Origin of the sequence: Citrobacter sp. RHB35-C17, assembly GCF_013816795.1 — a bacterium.
Classification (GTDB): Bacteria; Pseudomonadota; Gammaproteobacteria; order Enterobacterales; family Enterobacteriaceae; genus Citrobacter_A; species Citrobacter_A amalonaticus.
The window spans coordinates 1,066,694-1,083,163 of sequence record NZ_CP057150.1; the positions used below are offsets into that span (position 1 = coordinate 1,066,694).

Below are 16,470 nucleotides of genomic sequence, written 5' to 3' on the forward strand. Positions count from 1 at the left end.
AAAAAACGCCGACTTAAACAGCCGGGTAATTATTTAACTCAGTGCCCCCATAATTTTCAGCTCCAGTTCATCTGCCACTTCGTTATAAGACAGAACGTTCAGACCCGGCGCGAAGAGTCGGGCATAGCGCGCCAGCAGCGGACGTAGCGACGGCGCGACCAGCAGCACCGGCTCTTTGCCTGCGGCTTTCATCTGCTCCTTAATTTGCGGCATATTGTTCTGGAACTGATTGAGCATGTTCGGATCCACCGGCACGCTATCGAGCATCACCTTACCGCTCTGCTGCGCCTGATTCACCACGTTAGAAAGCAGGTTTTCCAGTTCGTTATTCAGCGTATAGACCGCCAGTTCCTGCTTGCGGACAAACGGGTGCGTAATGCTGCGACGCAGCGCAAGGCGGATATCAGCGACCAGCAGAATGGGATCTTTCGTTACGCTACTGCTGGCAACCAGCACGGTGGCGATAGTCACAATGTCGCGCAGTGATACGCCTTCAGTCAGCAGCGCCCGATACACTTTCAGCAACTGGCTGTAGTTGAGCGCGGCGCTGAGATCTTCCGCCAGGCGCGGTGCCATTGACGAGAGACGGTTATGCAGCTGCGTAATGTCATCATAATTAAATAGATCGGGAATGTAGCTGCGCACCACCTTATTCACATGCGTGGCAATCACGCTGGCGCTGTCGATCACCTGATACCCCATATTCAACGCTTTCGCCTTCTGCGCTGCCTGGATCCAGGTCACCGGCATCCCGTACGCCGGGTCATTACCCAGAATGCCATCTATCTCGCCGTAAGTTTCGCTGGAAGGCAGCGCCATCAGGCGGTCAGAGGGAATATCGGCTTCATCGGCCTTAATCCCGTTGATATAGATCGCGTACTGGCTGGGCTTTAACCTGAAATTTTCACGAATGCGAATTTCCGGCAGCAGCACGCCGTTGGTATCGGAGATCACCTGGCGCACGCCACGGATACGCTGGGTCAGCGGATTGCCTTTTGATTTATCCACCAGTGAGACCAGCTTATACCCCAGGCTCAGGCTGATTGGCTCAATCAGCGGGATGGTTTCCCAGGTAATCTGCTGCTCGGTCGTTTCGACGATTGTTTTCGTCAGCGTTTCGAGGTTTTTCTCTTCAGCCTCAGCGGCTTTCGGGCGTTTACTCATCCGCCAGGCGGTGAAGCCCAGCAGGCCGCTGAACGCGAGGAACGGGAAATGTGGCATTCCCGGCACCACTGCCAGTACAAACATAATGCTGGTGGCGGTATACAGCACCGACGGGTTGGCCAGTAACTGTGCGCGAACATCGGTGGCGATATCGCCATTGTCACTGACGCGGGTCACGATGATCGCGGCGGCGGTAGAGAGCAGGAGGGAAGGGATCTGCGCCACCAGACCGTCACCGATGGTCATCAGCACGTACTGCTGGAATGCCGCTTCGGCACTGAGATTGTATTTAAAAATCCCGATGCACACGCCGCCGATCAGGTTGATCGCCAGAATCATCATCCCGGCGATGGCGTCGCCGCGCACGAACTTCGAGGCCCCGTCCATCGCGCCATAGAAATCGGCTTCGCCGGCGACGTCCTTACGTCGCGTCTGCGCCTGCTGCTGGTTGATAAGCCCGGCATTCAGGTCGGCGTCGATCGCCATCTGTTTGCCTGGCATCGCATCAAGGGTAAAGCGGGCGGACACTTCGGAGATACGTTCAGCGCCTTTGGTGACGACGATGAAGTTGATTGTGAACAGCGTCAGTAAATCCGATCGAGAAAACATTGTGGCGGCGTTGCATGGCCAGTCGATCTTTAATGGCGGGGGCTTAACGGCGCTGAATAAAATTGGTCAAAAGCCGATTACCGCGATGGCAAGCAGGAGTAGCACCCCGCGTAATAAGTCCACCACCGAGGAAACGAACTCAGCAAAAGAACGGATAAAAGTGAGTGAGGCAACCGAGAGAAAAGCGCGTGATGTGAATGAGAAAACGGCGCTGCTGAAAAGAAAATCCGCCTCAGAATTAGGTGAATTGGCCACCAGTATTAATACTGTTGCGCGAAATGCGCACATGGAAACTAACCTGGAAATGGAGATAGTGCCCCAGGGGTTACGTGTGCTGATTAAAGACGACCAAAACCGCAGTATGTTTGAGCGTGGCAGTGCACGGATCATGCCGTTCTTTAAATCGCTTCTGGTTGAGCTGGCGCCGGTTTTTGACTCGCTGGACAATAAGATCATTATTACCGGGCATACGGATGCCATGGGTTATAAAAATAATATTTATAACAACTGGAACCTGTCAGGGGACAGAGCGTTATCCGCACGTCGCGTACTGGAAGAAGCGGGGATGCCGGAGGATAAAGTGATGCAGGTTAGTGCGATGGCTGACCAGATGCTGCTGGATACCAATAATCCGGAAAGCGCAGGAAACCGACGCATCGAAATCATGATTCTGACCAAGAGCGCAGCCGATACTTTGTATCAATATTTTGGTCAGCATGGTGAAAAAGTGGTTCAACCGTTAGTGGAGAAACTGGATAAAAAACAGCACCTCGCTGCATTACATCGCAACCCGATGCCACAGTAGTCACGACGCTGGAATTCGTCGCGTTGTTCGGGTGAGCGATCGCTTCCCATTTATTGATTTCACTGTATACTTAAACAGTATTTCGGGAGGTGGGTGATGCGTAAAATCATACATGTTGATATGGACTGTTTTTTCGCCGCGGTTGAGATGCGGGACAACCCGGCGTTGCGCGACATCCCTATTGCCATTGGCGGCAGCCGTGAGCGCAGAGGCGTTATCAGCACCGCCAACTATCCCGCCCGTAAATTTGGCGTGCGCAGCGCGATGCCGACCGGTATGGCGCTGAAACTGTGTCCGCACCTCACGTTATTACCGGGCCGTTATGAGGCCTACAAAGAAGCCTCCCGCCAAATCCAGTCCATTTTCGCCCGCTATACCTCATTAATTGAGCCGCTGTCACTGGACGAGGCGTATCTGGACGTCACGGACAGTACACACTGTCATGGGTCAGCCACGCTTATCGCTCAGGAAATACGCCAGACGATTTTCAACGAGCTGCAACTTACCGCCTCGGCGGGCGTGGCGCCAGTGAAGTTTCTGGCCAAAATCGCCTCCGATCTGAATAAACCCAACGGACAGTATGTCATTACGCCGGATGATGTGCCGGCGTTCCTCAGTACGTTGCCGCTGGGGAAAATTCCCGGCGTCGGTAAAGTGTCTGCGGCAAAACTGGAAAGCATGGGGCTACGCACCTGCGGTGATGTCCAGCAGTGCGATTTGGCGACATTACTTAAGCGCTTCGGTAAGTTTGGGCGGGTATTGTGGGAGCGTAGCCAGGGAATCGACGAACGGGATGTCAATAATGAACGCTTACGCAAATCGGTCGGCGTGGAACGCACCATGGCGGAAGATATTCATCAGTGGTCTGACTGTGAGGCGATCATTGAGCAGTTATATCCGGAACTCGAACGGCGACTGGCGAAAGTCAAACCCGATTTATGCATTGCTCGCCAGGGGGTAAAGCTCAAGTTCAATGACTTTCAGCAAACCACCCAGGAACACGTCTGGCCGAAGCTGAATAAAGAAGACCTGATTTCTACTGCGCATAAAACCTGGGATGAGCGGCGGGCAGGGCGGGGGGTAAGGCTGGTGGGGCTGCACGTAACGCTACTCGATCCGCAACTGGAACGGCAGTTATTGCTGGGGTTATAAAGAGCAAAATGCCGGATAAGGCGCAACGCGCCGCCATCCGGCATTTTTATAGCACGACAGCCGTAACTTACTTCGTCGGAATCGCTTTCAGCAGTTCGGTCAGAAGCGTCCAGTAATGACTGACGCTTTCGATATGCACCTGCTCATCCGGTGAGTGTGGACCGGTAATGGTTGGCCCGATAGAGACCATATCCATATCCGGGTACGGTTTCTTAAACAGACCGCACTCCAGACCCGCGTGGATAATCTGGATGTTTGGCGTCTTGTTGAACAGACGCTGATAGGTTTCGCGCACCAGATGCATCACCGGTGAGTTCGCATCCGGCTGCCAGCCAGGGTAGCTCCCTTTCGCTTCGGTTTTCGCGCCTGCCAGTTTCCCCAGCGAATCCAGCATGCTAACGACATAGTCTTTACCGGTGTCGATCAGCGAACGGATCAAGCAATGGATTTCGACGTTGTCGTCGGTCATGGTGACGACGCCCACGTTCAGTGAGGTTTCAACCACGCCTTTTGCGACGTCGGAATTGCGGATCACACCGTTCGGCGTTGCGTTCAGCAGACGGATAAAGCCATCGCGAGATTGTGCGGTCAGTGCGGCTTTATCGCTCGCGGCGCTCTCCAGCAGAACCACCAGGTTTTTCTCTTTTTCAGCCAGTTCGTTTTTCAGAATGTCCTGATAAGCGTTAACCCGCGCTTTCAGCGCCTCTACGTTGTCTGCCGCAACGGCAACGGTCGCAAAGGCTTCACGTGGAATCGCGTTACGCAGCGTACCGCCGTTGAAATCGACCAGACGCAGATCCAACTCTTCAGCATGACCGGCCAGGAAACGAACCAGCAGTTTGTTCGCGTTGCCAAGACCAACGTGGATTTCGCCACCGGAGTGACCGCCTTTCAGCCCTTTCAGCGTCAGCTTAAAGGTCTGGAAACCTGCCGGAACGGCTTCGCGGGTCAGCGGCAGGTTAGAGGTGAAGTCGATCCCTCCTGCGCAACCCATGTAGATCTCACCTTCTTCTTCCGAGTCGGTGTTGATCAGAATATCCGCCTGCAGCCAGTTGGCCTGCAGACCAAATGCACCGTCCATCCCCGCTTCTTCGGTCATGGTCAGCAGCACTTCCAGCGGGCCGTGAACGACGCTGTCGTCAGCCAGAACCGCTAATGCGGAAGCCATCCCGATGCCGTTATCGGCGCCCAGCGTGGTACCACGCGCTTTCACCCATTCGCCATCAATATAAGGCTGGATCGGATCTTTGGTGAAATCGTGCACAGTGTCGTTGTTTTTCTGCGGCACCATGTCCAGGTGCGCCTGCAGAACCACCGGTTTACGGTTTTCCATTCCCGCACTGGCCGGTTTGCGAATCAGGATATTCCCTACCTGGTCGCGCTCGACGTGGAAACCTTTCTCGTTTGCCCAGCCGATGATGTGCTCAGCGAGCTGCTCTTCATGATAGGACGGGTGAGGAATTGAACAGATTTTTGCAAAAATATCCCACAGCGGTTGCGGGGAGAGTTGAGATAGTTCAGACACGATAATTCTCCTTGTATACCCGTCATACTTTAGGTGGTATTCAGGGTATAGATGCGCTGCAAACAGGCTTGCAGGTCACAGGGTTAGCAGGTTAATTATTACCACAAGTCTGGCTTGCGAGATGCGCTTGAGAATACCACTTTCTGCGCCCGCTGCGAGTATAAAGCACGTAAAAAGAGGGCCCGATTCCGCGAAACACTGGTTTTTGGTGGCTCAGATCTCTATAATCTCGCGCAACCTATTTCCCCCTCGAACACTTTTTAAGCCGTAGATAAACAGGCTGGGACACTTCACATGAGCGAAAAATACGTCGTCACCTGGGACATGCTGCAGATCCATGCACGCAAACTGGCAAACCGCCTGATGCCTTCAGAACAGTGGAAAGGCATCATTGCCGTTAGTCGTGGTGGTCTGGTGCCGGGCGCATTGCTGGCACGTGAACTGGGCATTCGTCATGTCGATACCGTATGCATTTCCAGCTACGATCACGACAACCAGCGTGAACTGAAAGTTCTGAAACGCGCTGAAGGCGATGGTGAAGGCTTTATCGTCATCGACGATCTGGTGGATACCGGTGGTACCGCCGTGGCTATCCGTGAAATGTACCCAAAAGCGCACTTTGTCACTATCTTCGCGAAACCGGCGGGTCGTCCGTTAGTCGATGATTACGTGATTGATATCCCGCAGGATACCTGGATTGAGCAGCCGTGGGACATGGGCGTGACCTTCGTTCCGCCGATTTCTGGCCGCTAATCTCTGACTTTTTCAACGCCTGGCACAGCCGGGCGTTGTTCTATTTAGCCGGTGTCGGGTTACAATAAGCCTCAGTGAGTACTTCAGGAGGCTGTACGCATGTCACAGGCTAATCTAAGCGAAATCCTGTTCAAACCCCGTTTCAAACATCCCGAAACGTCGACCCTGGTCCGCCGTTTTAATGTCGGGACGCAGCCGCCTGTGCAATCGGCGCTGGATGGCAAGAATATTCCCCACTGGTATCGCATGATTAACCGCCTGATGTGGATCTGGCGCGGGGTGGATCCGCGAGAAATTCTGGATGTTCAGGCGCGCATCGTGATGAGTGACGCCGAGCGCACCGATGCCGATCTTTACGATACGGTGATCGGTTACCGTGGCGGCAACTGGATTTATGAATGGGCAAAACAGGCGATGGACTGGCAGCAGAAAGCCTGCCAGGAAACGGACCCTGAGCGCAGTGGTCGCTACTGGCTACACGCCTCGACGCTGTACAACATCGCTGCCTATCCGCACCTGAAAGGGGACGATCTGGCGGAACAGGCGCAGGCCTTATCTAACCGTGCCTATGAAGAAGCCGCGCAGCGACTGCCCGGTACGCTGCGTGAGATGGAATTTAGCGTGCCTGGCGGCTCGCCCGTCACCGGGTTCTTGCATATGCCAAAAGGCGACGGCCCGTTTCCGACGGTGCTGATGTGCGGCGGTCTGGATTCAATGCAAACCGATTACTACACCCTGTATGAGCGCTATTTCGCGCCGCGCGGCATCGCCATGCTGACGCTGGACATGCCTTCCGTCGGTTTCTCGTCAAAGTGGAAGCTCTCTCAGGACTCCAGCCTGTTGCACCAGCATGTGTTGAAAGCGCTGCCGAATGTGCCGTGGGTGGATCATACCCGGGTGGCGGCGTTCGGATTTCGTTTTGGTGCCAACGTGGCGGTGCGTCTGGCCTATCTTGAATCACCGCGTCTGAAAGCGGTGGCCTGCCTCGGTCCGGTTGTCCATGCGTTGCTGAGCGATCCGTTACGTCAGGGAGCGGTACCGGAAATGTATCTTGACGTTCTGGCAAGTCGACTGGGGATGCACGATGCGTCCGATGAAGCGTTGCGCGTGGAGCTTAATCGCTATTCGCTGAAGGTGCAGGGACTGCTTGGCAGACGCTGCCCGACGCCAATGCTGTCGGGCTTCTGGAAGAACGATCCGTTCAGTCCGGAAGAGGAGTCGCGTTTAATCACGTCTTCATCTTCTGACGGTAAGCTGCTGGAGATTCCCTTCAATCCGGTGTATCGCAATTTTGACAACGCGTTACAGGAAATCACCCGCTGGATTGAAAAGAGATTGTGTTAATAATTTGCTAAATTCTACTGTTTTGGTAAAACAGTTGCTTCACAACAGGAGATCGCAATGACGTTACCGAGTGGACACCCGAAGAGCAGATTGATCAAGAAATTCACCGCGCTTGGCCCTTATATCCGCGAAGGAAAGTGCGAAGATAATCGATTCTTTTTCGATTGTCTGGCTGTTTGCGTCAACGTGAAGCCCGCGCCTGAACTGCGCGAATTCTGGGGCTGGTGGATGGAACTGGAAGCGCACGAAAAGCGTTTTACCTACAGCTACAAATTTGGTCTGTTCGACAAAGCGGGCGACTGGAAGACTGTGGCGATCAAAGATAAAGAAGTCGTTGAGCGACTGGAATATACCCTGCGCGAGTTTCACGAGAAGTTGCGTGAGCTGTTAAACACGCTGCATTTGTCACTGGAGCCCGCAGACGATTTCCGTGATGAGCCGGTGAAGCTAACGGCGTAATCCAAAAAAGAGGCCGGATGAATCATCCGGCCTCTCTGTTTTTAGCCGGATAAGTCAACTCATCCGGACCATTCTGGCATCAGAACTGATAGGTCATACCCAGCGCCACGATGTCATCGCTGTTGACGCCCAGTTTGTTGTTGTCATCAATCTGGTTGATTTTATAATCAACAAACGCCGACATATTCTTGTTGAAATAATAGGTCGCGCCGACGTCGATATATTTCACGATATCTTCATCACCAATACCTTCAATATCTTTGCCTTTCGACTGAACGTAACCGATGGACGGACGCAGGCCGAAATCAAACTGATATTGTGCGACGGCTTCGAAGTTTTGCGCTTTGTTGGCAAAACCACCGGAGATCGGCGCCATGTTGCGGGTTTCAGAATAGATGGTCGCCAGATAGATGTCGTTGCCATCGTATTTCAGACCGGTCGCCCAGCCTTCAGCATTCTGGCCATGACCGCGCGCCTGCTGGTTTTGCTCATTGGTACGGTCAGAGTTGGCATAGGCGCCAATGATCGCGAAATCGCTGCCGCCGAAGTCGTAGCTCAGTGATGTCCCGAACCCGTCACCGTTTTGTTTCTTCACGTCACGGTCTTCGTTTTTGCCCTGATATTGCAGGGTCATGTTCAGACCGTCGATCACGCCGAAGAAGTCGGTGTTCCGGTATGTCGCCAGACCGCTGGCGCGTTTGGTCATAAAGTTATCGGTCTGCGCCAGGCCGTCACCACCAAATTCCGGGAACATATCGGTCCAGGCGGCAACGTCATATAGCGCGCCCAGGTTACGACCATAATCGAAAGAGCCGATATCTTTTAGCTTGACACCGGCAAACGCCAGACGCGTTTTCTGACCAGATTCGCTTTCGGTTTTGTTGCCCGCAAATTCCGCTTCCCAACGACCGTAACCAGTCAGTTGATCGTTAATCTGCGTTTCGCCTTTAAAACCAAAGCGGACATAGGTCTGGTCGCCGTCTTTGCTGTCATTGTCGCTGAAATAGTGCATCGCTTTGACTTTGCCATACACATCCAGTTTATTACCGTCTTTATTAAACACTTCCGCTGCCTGCACGGATGCCGATGCCACAATACCCATCACCACTAATGCCAGAGTGCTCTTTTTCATTTTCAGTCCTGATTTAACGTACGCGCTATTATTTACTGGGTGTGATCCCCGTTGAAAGACAGGAGGGTTTTAACGTTCTGGAGTGAAGGTTTTATGACAACGTAAGAATAATTTTAAAAAAGGATGTTTTTCTGTTTCAGTAATAAAAACGTCAAAAATTGCCGCTACGCTTGCTGATCAAGCACAACAAAATTCCATGCTTTGTGCGCTGCTTGTTGGCAACCGGGGCCAGTCCTGCTAAAACGTTCGTTTACTATCATTTTCCCTATTTTGAACGGCAGAGAATCATGAGTGACAGCCAGACGCTGGTGGTAAAACTCGGCACCAGTGTGCTAACGGGCGGATCGCGCCGCCTGAACCGTGCCCACATCGTAGAACTTGTTCGTCAGTGCGCGCAGTTGCATGCCGCAGGACACCGTATTGTTATCGTCACGTCGGGCGCTATCGCCGCCGGGCGTGAACATCTCGGATATCCGGAACTGCCGGCGACCATTGCCACCAAGCAACTGCTGGCGGCGGTCGGGCAGAGCCGACTGATCCAACTGTGGGAACAGCTGTTTTCGATTTACGGCATTCACGTCGGGCAGATGCTGCTGACGCGGGCGGACATGGAAGACCGGGAACGCTTTTTGAATGCGCGCGACACTCTGCGTGCCCTGCTGGATAACAATATCGTTCCGGTGATCAATGAGAACGATGCAGTTGCCACAGCGGAAATTAAAGTGGGCGACAATGACAATCTCTCCGCGCTGGCGGCGATCCTCGCCGGGGCAGACAAACTGCTGCTGCTGACCGATCAACAGGGGTTGTTCACCGCCGATCCACGTACCGACCCGCAGGCCGAACTGATTAAAGATGTCTACGGGATTGATGACGCGTTGCGCGCAATCGCCGGCGACAGCGTATCGGGGCTGGGAACGGGCGGCATGGGCACTAAGTTGCAGGCCGCTGACGTCGCCTGCCGCGCCGGGATTGACACGATTATCGCCGCTGGCAGCAAGCCGGGCGTGATTGGTGATGTGATGGAAGGCATCTCTGTCGGTACCCGCTTCCATGCACAGGCCTCTCCGCTGGAGAACCGCAAGCGCTGGATCTTTGGCGCGCCGCCTGCTGGTGAAATCACCGTCGATGAAGGCGCGACGGCGGCGATTCTGGAACGCGGCAGTTCATTGCTACCGAAAGGCATTAAAAGCGTGACAGGCAACTTCTCACGTGGTGAAGTGATCCGCATCTGTAATCTGGAGGGGCGTGATATTGCCCACGGCGTGAGCCGCTACAACAGCGACGCGCTGCGCCGCATTGCCGGACACCACTCTCAGCAGATTGACGCGATTCTGGGTTACGAATATGGCCCGGTCGCCGTTCATCGCGATGATATGATTACCCGTTAAGGAGCAGATAAATGCTGGAACAAATGGGCATTGCTGCCAAAGCCGCGTCGTACAAACTGGCGCAACTCTCCAGCCGCGAAAAAAATCGCGTGCTGGAACAAATAGCTGATGCGCTTGAAGCGCAAACGGAAACTATCCTGAACGCCAATGCGCAGGACGTGGCCGAAGCGCGTACGAACGGTCTGAGCGAGGCGATGCTTGATCGCCTGGCGCTGACGCCGGCGCGCCTGAAAGCGATTGCTGATGACGTCCGTCAGGTCTGCAATCTGGCGGATCCGGTTGGGCAGGTGATTGACGGAGGGCTACTGGACAGCGGGCTGCGTCTGGAGCGTCGCCGTGTGCCGCTGGGCGTGATTGGCGTGATTTATGAAGCCCGCCCGAACGTCACCGTCGATGTCGCCTCTCTGTGCCTGAAAACGGGCAATGCGGCGATTCTGCGCGGCGGTAAAGAGACGTATCGCACCAATGCTGCCACCGTGCGCGTGATCCAGCAGGCGTTAACCTCCTGCGGGCTACCGGAAGCGGCGGTTCAGGCCATTGAAAGCCCCGACCGTGCGCTGGTGAATGAGATGCTGCGCATGGACAAATATATCGACATGCTGATTCCGCGTGGCGGCGCGGGTCTGCATAAGCTGTGCCGCGAGCAGTCGACCATTCCGGTGATCACCGGTGGGATTGGGGTGTGTCATATCGTTGTCGACGACAGCGCAGAGATTGCCCCGGCGCTGAAGATTATCGTCAATGCGAAAACGCAACGTCCGAGTACTTGTAACACGGTAGAGACGCTGTTAGTGCACCAGGACATCGCGGCGCGTTTTCTGCCTGCGCTGAGTCAGCAGATGGCGGAGAGCGGTGTAACGCTGCATGCGGATGAACGGTCGCTTGTCCTGTTGAGCTCGGGCCCGGCAAACGTGGTGGCAGTGAAAGCGGAAGAATTTGACGACGAGTTCCTGTCGCTGGATTTGAACGTCAAAATCGTCGCGGACCTGGATGACGCCATCGCGCATATTCGCGAGCACGGCACTCAGCATTCCGACGCCATCCTGACGCGCACCATGCACAACGCGAACCGTTTTGTGAACGAAGTGGATTCGTCCGCGGTATACGTCAACGCCTCGACCCGTTTTACCGATGGCGGACAGTTTGGTCTCGGTGCGGAAGTTGCCGTCAGTACGCAAAAATTACATGCCCGTGGTCCTATGGGGCTGGAAGCGCTGACTACCTATAAGTGGATCGGCTTTGGTGACGATACGATTCGTGCCTAAATAACGCCGGGTGATGCAAAATCAGCCACTTGATTCGCAAGGCTATTGACGCATCGCCCGGTTAGTTTTAACCTTCTACCCCGTGTTCACACTCGTGGTCACGTCCTCTTCAGGGCCGATATAGCTCAGTTGGTAGAGCAGCGCATTCGTAATGCGAAGGTCGTAGGTTCGACTCCTATTATCGGCACCATTTCAAACGCTTCCCAGGCCTACAGAAATCAACTAAAGCCCATATACTGCGGTTTATAGCCCGATCTTATCTCTTGTTATCAACGGGACTCAACCGGAATCAAGTCACAGTCGGGGGCATCAGTGGGGGCATTCTGTGTTCGGTCCAGGGAGGCGCCCCCGATCAAGCTTCATACGCGACAGGGTTGCTATATCCAGAGATAAATACGCCTCTGATGGCCGTATGGCGACGTAATCCTCAAAACAGGTGCTGGTTCATTCTGATCAAGGTCGTCATACACAAGCTATGAGTGACAGTCGTTTCCGAAATCACACGGACTAAAGGGTAGTAGTAGTATGAGCCGTCGTGGTAAATGCCACGACAACGCCGTTGCATAAAGTTTTTCCCGCTATTGAAGCGTGAACGGATAAATAAATAGTTCTACGGAACGCGGGAAGAAGCCCGCAGTGATATTTTTGATTACATCGAAATATTTATAACAATAAACGTCGGTATGGTTCTGGCGATCGGATGCCACCGGCAGAATGTGAAAATCAATATTATCAACGGCTCTGAAGTGTCTGGATTATCCGTGGCGATTCACGCATCAAAATAATTTCGATATAAGCAGCCTCTTACGCAAGGTCAATAAGGAAAAACTGATTTGTTGATTGGTGTAATTCTATTGATGCTAATATTTGATGTTTATGATTTTTTTGGTGGCAGTAAAATATCACAAAATGATAATTAAATGAATTTTTTGATAAATCGACATGAATATGCATAATTTTATGATATAAAAGTTAACACCAGATCAGGAAAATGATGTTTTCAAAAAGTGAAGTGTCGGGACTTTATTGATTGGCGGAGGTGTTAATTTAAAATAATTACACTTTATTTTCTTTTGTCATGTTTAACATATCCTTTTTTATTAGATGAATATAAATTAGTTTAATTGTTGATGTTATCTATGAGGGTCGTGGAGAGTTTGCTGTGAACAAAATATATTCACTTAAATATTGCCCTGTTACGCAAGGGCCCATTGCTGTATCTGAGCTGGCCAGCCGGGTGGTTAAACGAACAAGCCGGAAATTAAAGCAAATATCACTTATTAGCATCTCTGTGACTTGTTTATCTTATCCGATGATGTCACAGGCTGGTATTGTTCGAGACGATATTTCTTATCAGTTATTTCGCGACTTTGCAGAGAATAAAGGACTCTTTGTTCCCGGTGCTACTGATATCCCCGTCTATGATAAAAATGGTCAGCTTGTAGGTCGTCTGGATAAAGCACCAATGGCGGATTTCAGTAGCGTAAGTACCAGTGGGGTGGCCACACTGATTTCGCCGCAGTATCTGGCCAGTGTGAAACATAACAGTGGTTATCAAAGTGTCAGTTTCGGTGATGGGAAAAATACTTATACGATAGTCGATCGTAATGATCACCCCTCTACTGATTTCCATGCACCACGCCTGAATAAACTGGTCACTGAAGTTGCCCCTGTCAGCGTTACAGCTGAAGGTACCAAAGTTAATGCCTATAAAAATACTGAACGTTATACGGAGTTTTATCGTGTGGGGAGTGGAGCGCAATATACAAAAGACAGGGATGGAAAATTAACCAGGATTGCAGGCGGATATGCTTTTAAAACAGGGGGAACAATTGGTACTCCCCTCATTTCAAACGGAACCATTGTTACCAACCCCGGCCAGACTTTCAATCCGGTTACACAGTGTCTGCTGACGCCGGAAAAACATGGACAGGCGCAGGTATTATTACAGACAAGGGGACCAATGTGACCTGGAAGGTCAACGGTGTTGCCGGTGACAACCTGCATAAACTTGGTGAAGGGACGCTGACCGTAAGCGGTATCGGGGTTAATCCCGGCGGGCTTAAAACCGGGGACGGGACTGTCATTCTGGCTCAAAAGCCTGATGCCGCAGGAAATGTCCAGGCTTTCAGCTCAGTCAATCTTGCCAGTGGACGTCCGACCGTTGTGCTTGCGGATTCACGACAGGTTAACCCGGATAATATCTCCTGGGGTTATCGGGGAGGGGTGCTTGACCTGAACGGTAACGATATCACTTTCACTCGTCTGCGGGTGTCTGATTATGGTGCGGTCATTGCAAACAAGGCCGCGAATAAATCCCACCTGTCACTGAATTTGTCTACAGCAAATAATGAAGAAGTCAGCGTCCCGATTGGTACTGTTAATCCGTTTGGCGGAAAAGGTACACCCGGAAGCTTATACAGCCGTAATCTGAATGGACAGACATCCTACTATATTCTTAAATCCTCCACCTATGGTAATACCCTGTGGGGGAACAGCCTGAATGACCCGAAACAATGGGAATTTGTCGGTACTGATAAAAACAAAGCCATTCAGACAGTAAAAGACCGGGTCCTGGCTGAACGTGCAAAACAGCCCGTCATCTATCATGGCCAGTTGACCGGGAATATGGATGTCACTATCCCGCAATTGCCGGGTGAACGTAAGGTGGTGATGGATGGTTCCGTAAATCTGCCTGGCGGAAACCTGAGTAAAGAGGGGGGCAGTCTGATTTTCCAGGGGCATCCGGTTATCCATGCTTCAGTCAACGGCAGTGCCCCCGTCTCCCTGACCCAGAAAGACTGGGAGAACCGTCAGTTCACACTGAAAACGCTGTCGCTGAAGAATGCTGACTTCCATCTTTCACGTAATGCTGTCCTGAACGGTGACATACAGTCGGACAACAGCCATATCACGCTGGGAAGTAATAAGGTCATTATTGATAAAAATGACAGTACCGGTAATTACGTCAATCCGGAGGAAGGTACATCTTCTCCGGTGGAAAGCCAGTATCAGGGCAATATCACGCTGCAGAAAGGCTCCACGCTGGACATTAACAGCCGCTTCACCGGCGGGATTGAGGCTCATGACAGTCAGGTAAACGTCACCTCATCTGAGGCCGTGCTGCAGGACAGCGGTGTCTTTGTGAACTCAGCTCTCTTTGTTCGTGACGGCGGTCATCTGAAAGCACAGAAAGGGCTCTACAGTGACGGCCGGGTTCAGATTGGGAAGAATGGTACGCTTTCCCTGAGCGGAACGCCGGTTACCGGCTCAGACGGTCAGTTCACGCCGATGTTGTCTATGACAGAAGGATACGATTTGACCGGCAACAATGCCACTCTGGACATCCGCAACTGGGCACATGTTTCCGGGGACATTCATGCAACCAGCCCGTCCGCTGTCCGTATTGGAACGGATGCGCCCGGGACGCTGTCTTCCTCCGTTTCGTCCGCACTGGCTGAAGGAATGTTTGGTGGATATAACGCGGCATACTACGGTGCCATCACCGGCGGTAAGGGAAACGTCAGCATGAACAGTGGTCTGTGGCAGTTGACCGGAGATTCCACCGTCAACAACCTGACGGCCCGTAACAGCCGGGTACAGTCTGAAGAAAAGGGCGCCTTCCGCACCCTGACGGTAAACACGCTTGATGCCACGGGCAGTGACTTTGTCCTGCGTACTGACCTGAAAAATGCCGATAAAATCAGCGTGACGGGGAAAGCCGGCGGTTCAGACAACACCCTCAACGTCAGCTTTATGAAGAACCCGGCTCCGGGGCAGTCCCTGAACATCCCGCTGGTCAGTGCGCCGGCCGGCACGGCAGGGGATGTCTTTAAGGCCGGTACCCGGGTCACGGGGTTCAGCCGGGTGACACCGACGCTGCATGTCGACACCACCGGCGGCAGTACGAAGTGGATTCTGGATGGTTTCAGAGCAGAGGCTGATAAAGCCGCTGCGGCGAAGGCGGACAGTTTCATGAATGCCGGCTACAAAAACTTCATGACGGAAGTGAACAATCTGAATAAACGTATGGGGGAGCTGCGTGACACGAAAGGTGATGCCGGAGCCTGGGCCCGTATCATGAACGGCGCTGGTTCAGCAGACGGCGGGTACAGTGATAACTACACCCACGTTCAGGTCGATTTTGACAAAAAACATACGCTGGACGGTGTGGACCTGTTCACTGGTGTCACGATGACCTATACCGACAGCAGCGCAGACAGTGATGCGTTCAGCGGGAAGACAAAATCCGTGGGCGGCGGTCTGTATGCTTCAGCGCTGTTTAATTCCGGTGCCTATATCGATTTGATTGGTAAATATATTCACCATGACAATGATTGCACGGGCAACTTTGCCGGCCTGGGGACGAAGCATTACGGTACGCACTCCTGGTATGCCGGTGCAGAAACGGGTTACCGTTATCACCTGACGGAGGACACCTTTATTGAGCCGCAGGCCGAACTGGTTTATGGCGCGGTGTCAGGCAAAACGTTCCGCTGGAAAGAGGGAAATATGGACCTGAGCATGAAGAACAAGGACTTCAGTCCACTGGTCGGCCGGACAGGTGTGGAGCTGGGCAAAACCTTTAGCGGTAAGGACTGGAGCGTGACGGCCCGGGCCGGCACCAGCTGGCAGTTCGACCTGCTGAATAACGGCGAGACCGTACTTCGTGATGCGTCCGGAGAGAAACGGATTAAAGGGGAGAAGGACAGCCGGATGTTGTTCAATGTCGGCATGAACGCGCAGATAAAGGACAACATGCGCTTCGGGCTGGAGTTTGAGAAATCCACCTTTGGTAAATACAACGTGGATAACGCGATAAACGCGAATTTCCGTTATATGTTCTGACAGATATTAGTGGAGAGTGTCAT

At 52.8% G+C, this 16,470-nt stretch carries 9 protein-coding genes, 1 tRNA gene and 3 pseudogenes; 10 read left to right on the forward strand and 3 right to left on the reverse strand.

Annotated features, from left to right (window positions below):
* Positions 1-33: 33 nt before the first annotated feature.
* Positions 34-1,737: pseudogene (locus HVZ37_RS05095) on the reverse strand (flagellar biosynthesis protein FlhA); the annotation flags it as partial.
* Here HVZ37_RS05095 and lafU point away from each other — a divergent pair.
* Both lafU and dinB read left to right on the forward strand, forming a co-directional pair.
* Entirely contained in the window at positions 1,718-2,578 is an 861-nt protein-coding gene (gene lafU, locus HVZ37_RS05100; protein ID WP_181628165.1) for a putative lateral flagellar export/assembly protein LafU, read from the forward strand. The pseudogene HVZ37_RS05095 and the gene lafU sit on opposite strands and share 20 nt — an antisense overlap.
* Before the next feature lie 96 nt (positions 2,579-2,674).
* Positions 2,675-3,730: a DNA polymerase IV gene (gene dinB, locus HVZ37_RS05105; RefSeq protein ID WP_044265098.1), complete on the forward strand. Its 1,056-nt coding sequence runs from the start codon at positions 2,675-2,677 to the stop codon at positions 3,728-3,730.
* A gap of 67 nt (positions 3,731-3,797) precedes the next feature.
* On the opposite strand, the gene pepD is transcribed toward dinB, so the two are convergent.
* Entirely contained in the window at positions 3,798-5,255 is a 1,458-nt protein-coding gene (pepD, locus tag HVZ37_RS05110; protein WP_042997822.1) for a cytosol nonspecific dipeptidase, read from the reverse strand.
* A 294-nt stretch (positions 5,256-5,549) separates the two neighbouring features.
* Here pepD and gpt point away from each other — a divergent pair, with 294 nt between their 5' ends.
* From gpt to crl, 3 genes are all read left to right on the forward strand, one after another.
* Entirely contained in the window at positions 5,550-6,008 is a 459-nt protein-coding gene (gpt, locus tag HVZ37_RS05115; RefSeq protein ID WP_042997821.1) for a xanthine phosphoribosyltransferase, read from the forward strand.
* Between the two features lie 99 nt (positions 6,009-6,107).
* Positions 6,108-7,352 carry an esterase FrsA gene (gene frsA / locus HVZ37_RS05120; protein WP_181628166.1) on the forward strand — a complete coding sequence of 415 codons (1,245 nt, stop codon included), beginning with the start codon at positions 6,108-6,110 and terminating at the stop codon, positions 7,350-7,352.
* Between the two features lie 57 nt (positions 7,353-7,409).
* On the forward strand, positions 7,410-7,811 hold the full coding sequence (gene crl / locus HVZ37_RS05125; RefSeq protein WP_042997819.1) for a sigma factor-binding protein Crl: 402 nt from the start codon (positions 7,410-7,412) through the stop codon (positions 7,809-7,811).
* Positions 7,812-7,890: 79 nt separating this feature from the next.
* Here the strand turns inward: crl and phoE are convergent, their stop codons facing one another.
* A complete protein-coding gene (phoE, locus tag HVZ37_RS05130) occupies positions 7,891-8,943 on the reverse strand; it encodes a phosphoporin PhoE (protein WP_042997818.1) in 1,053 nt (350 codons plus the stop codon).
* 287 nt (positions 8,944-9,230) lie between these two features.
* Between phoE and proB the strand changes: the two genes are divergently transcribed.
* The 5 genes and pseudogenes from proB (at position 9,231) to HVZ37_RS05155 (ending at position 16,447) form a co-directional block, all read left to right on the forward strand.
* The gene (gene proB / locus HVZ37_RS05135; RefSeq protein ID WP_042324793.1) at positions 9,231-10,334 is read left to right on the forward strand and encodes a glutamate 5-kinase; all 1,104 of its coding nucleotides are present in this window, start codon (positions 9,231-9,233) and stop codon (positions 10,332-10,334) included.
* 11 nt (positions 10,335-10,345) lie between these two features.
* Entirely contained in the window at positions 10,346-11,599 is a 1,254-nt protein-coding gene (gene proA / locus HVZ37_RS05140) for a glutamate-5-semialdehyde dehydrogenase (RefSeq protein WP_181628167.1), read from the forward strand.
* A gap of 114 nt (positions 11,600-11,713) precedes the next feature.
* Positions 11,714-11,789: transfer RNA gene (locus HVZ37_RS05145), tRNA-Thr, on the forward strand.
* A 199-nt stretch (positions 11,790-11,988) separates the two neighbouring features.
* Positions 11,989-12,344: pseudogene (locus HVZ37_RS05150) on the forward strand (IS3 family transposase); the annotation flags it as partial.
* Between the two features lie 417 nt (positions 12,345-12,761).
* Positions 12,762-16,447: pseudogene (locus HVZ37_RS05155) on the forward strand (S6 family peptidase).
* The last annotated feature ends 23 nt before the right edge of the window (positions 16,448-16,470 follow it).

Coding starts and splice junctions, on each gene's coding strand:
- dinB (WP_044265098.1), top strand. CDS start 2,675: ATGCGTAAAATCATACATGTTGATATGGACTGTTTTTTCGCCGCGGTT.
- gpt (WP_042997821.1), top strand. CDS start 5,550: ATGAGCGAAAAATACGTCGTCACCTGGGACATGCTGCAGATCCATGCA.
- frsA (WP_181628166.1), top strand. CDS start 6,108: ATGTCACAGGCTAATCTAAGCGAAATCCTGTTCAAACCCCGTTTCAAA.
- crl (WP_042997819.1), top strand. CDS start 7,410: ATGACGTTACCGAGTGGACACCCGAAGAGCAGATTGATCAAGAAATTC.
- phoE (WP_042997818.1), bottom strand. CDS start 8,943: ATGAAAAAGAGCACTCTGGCATTAGTGGTGATGGGTATTGTGGCATCG.
- proB (WP_042324793.1), top strand. CDS start 9,231: ATGAGTGACAGCCAGACGCTGGTGGTAAAACTCGGCACCAGTGTGCTA.
- proA (WP_181628167.1), top strand. CDS start 10,346: ATGCTGGAACAAATGGGCATTGCTGCCAAAGCCGCGTCGTACAAACTG.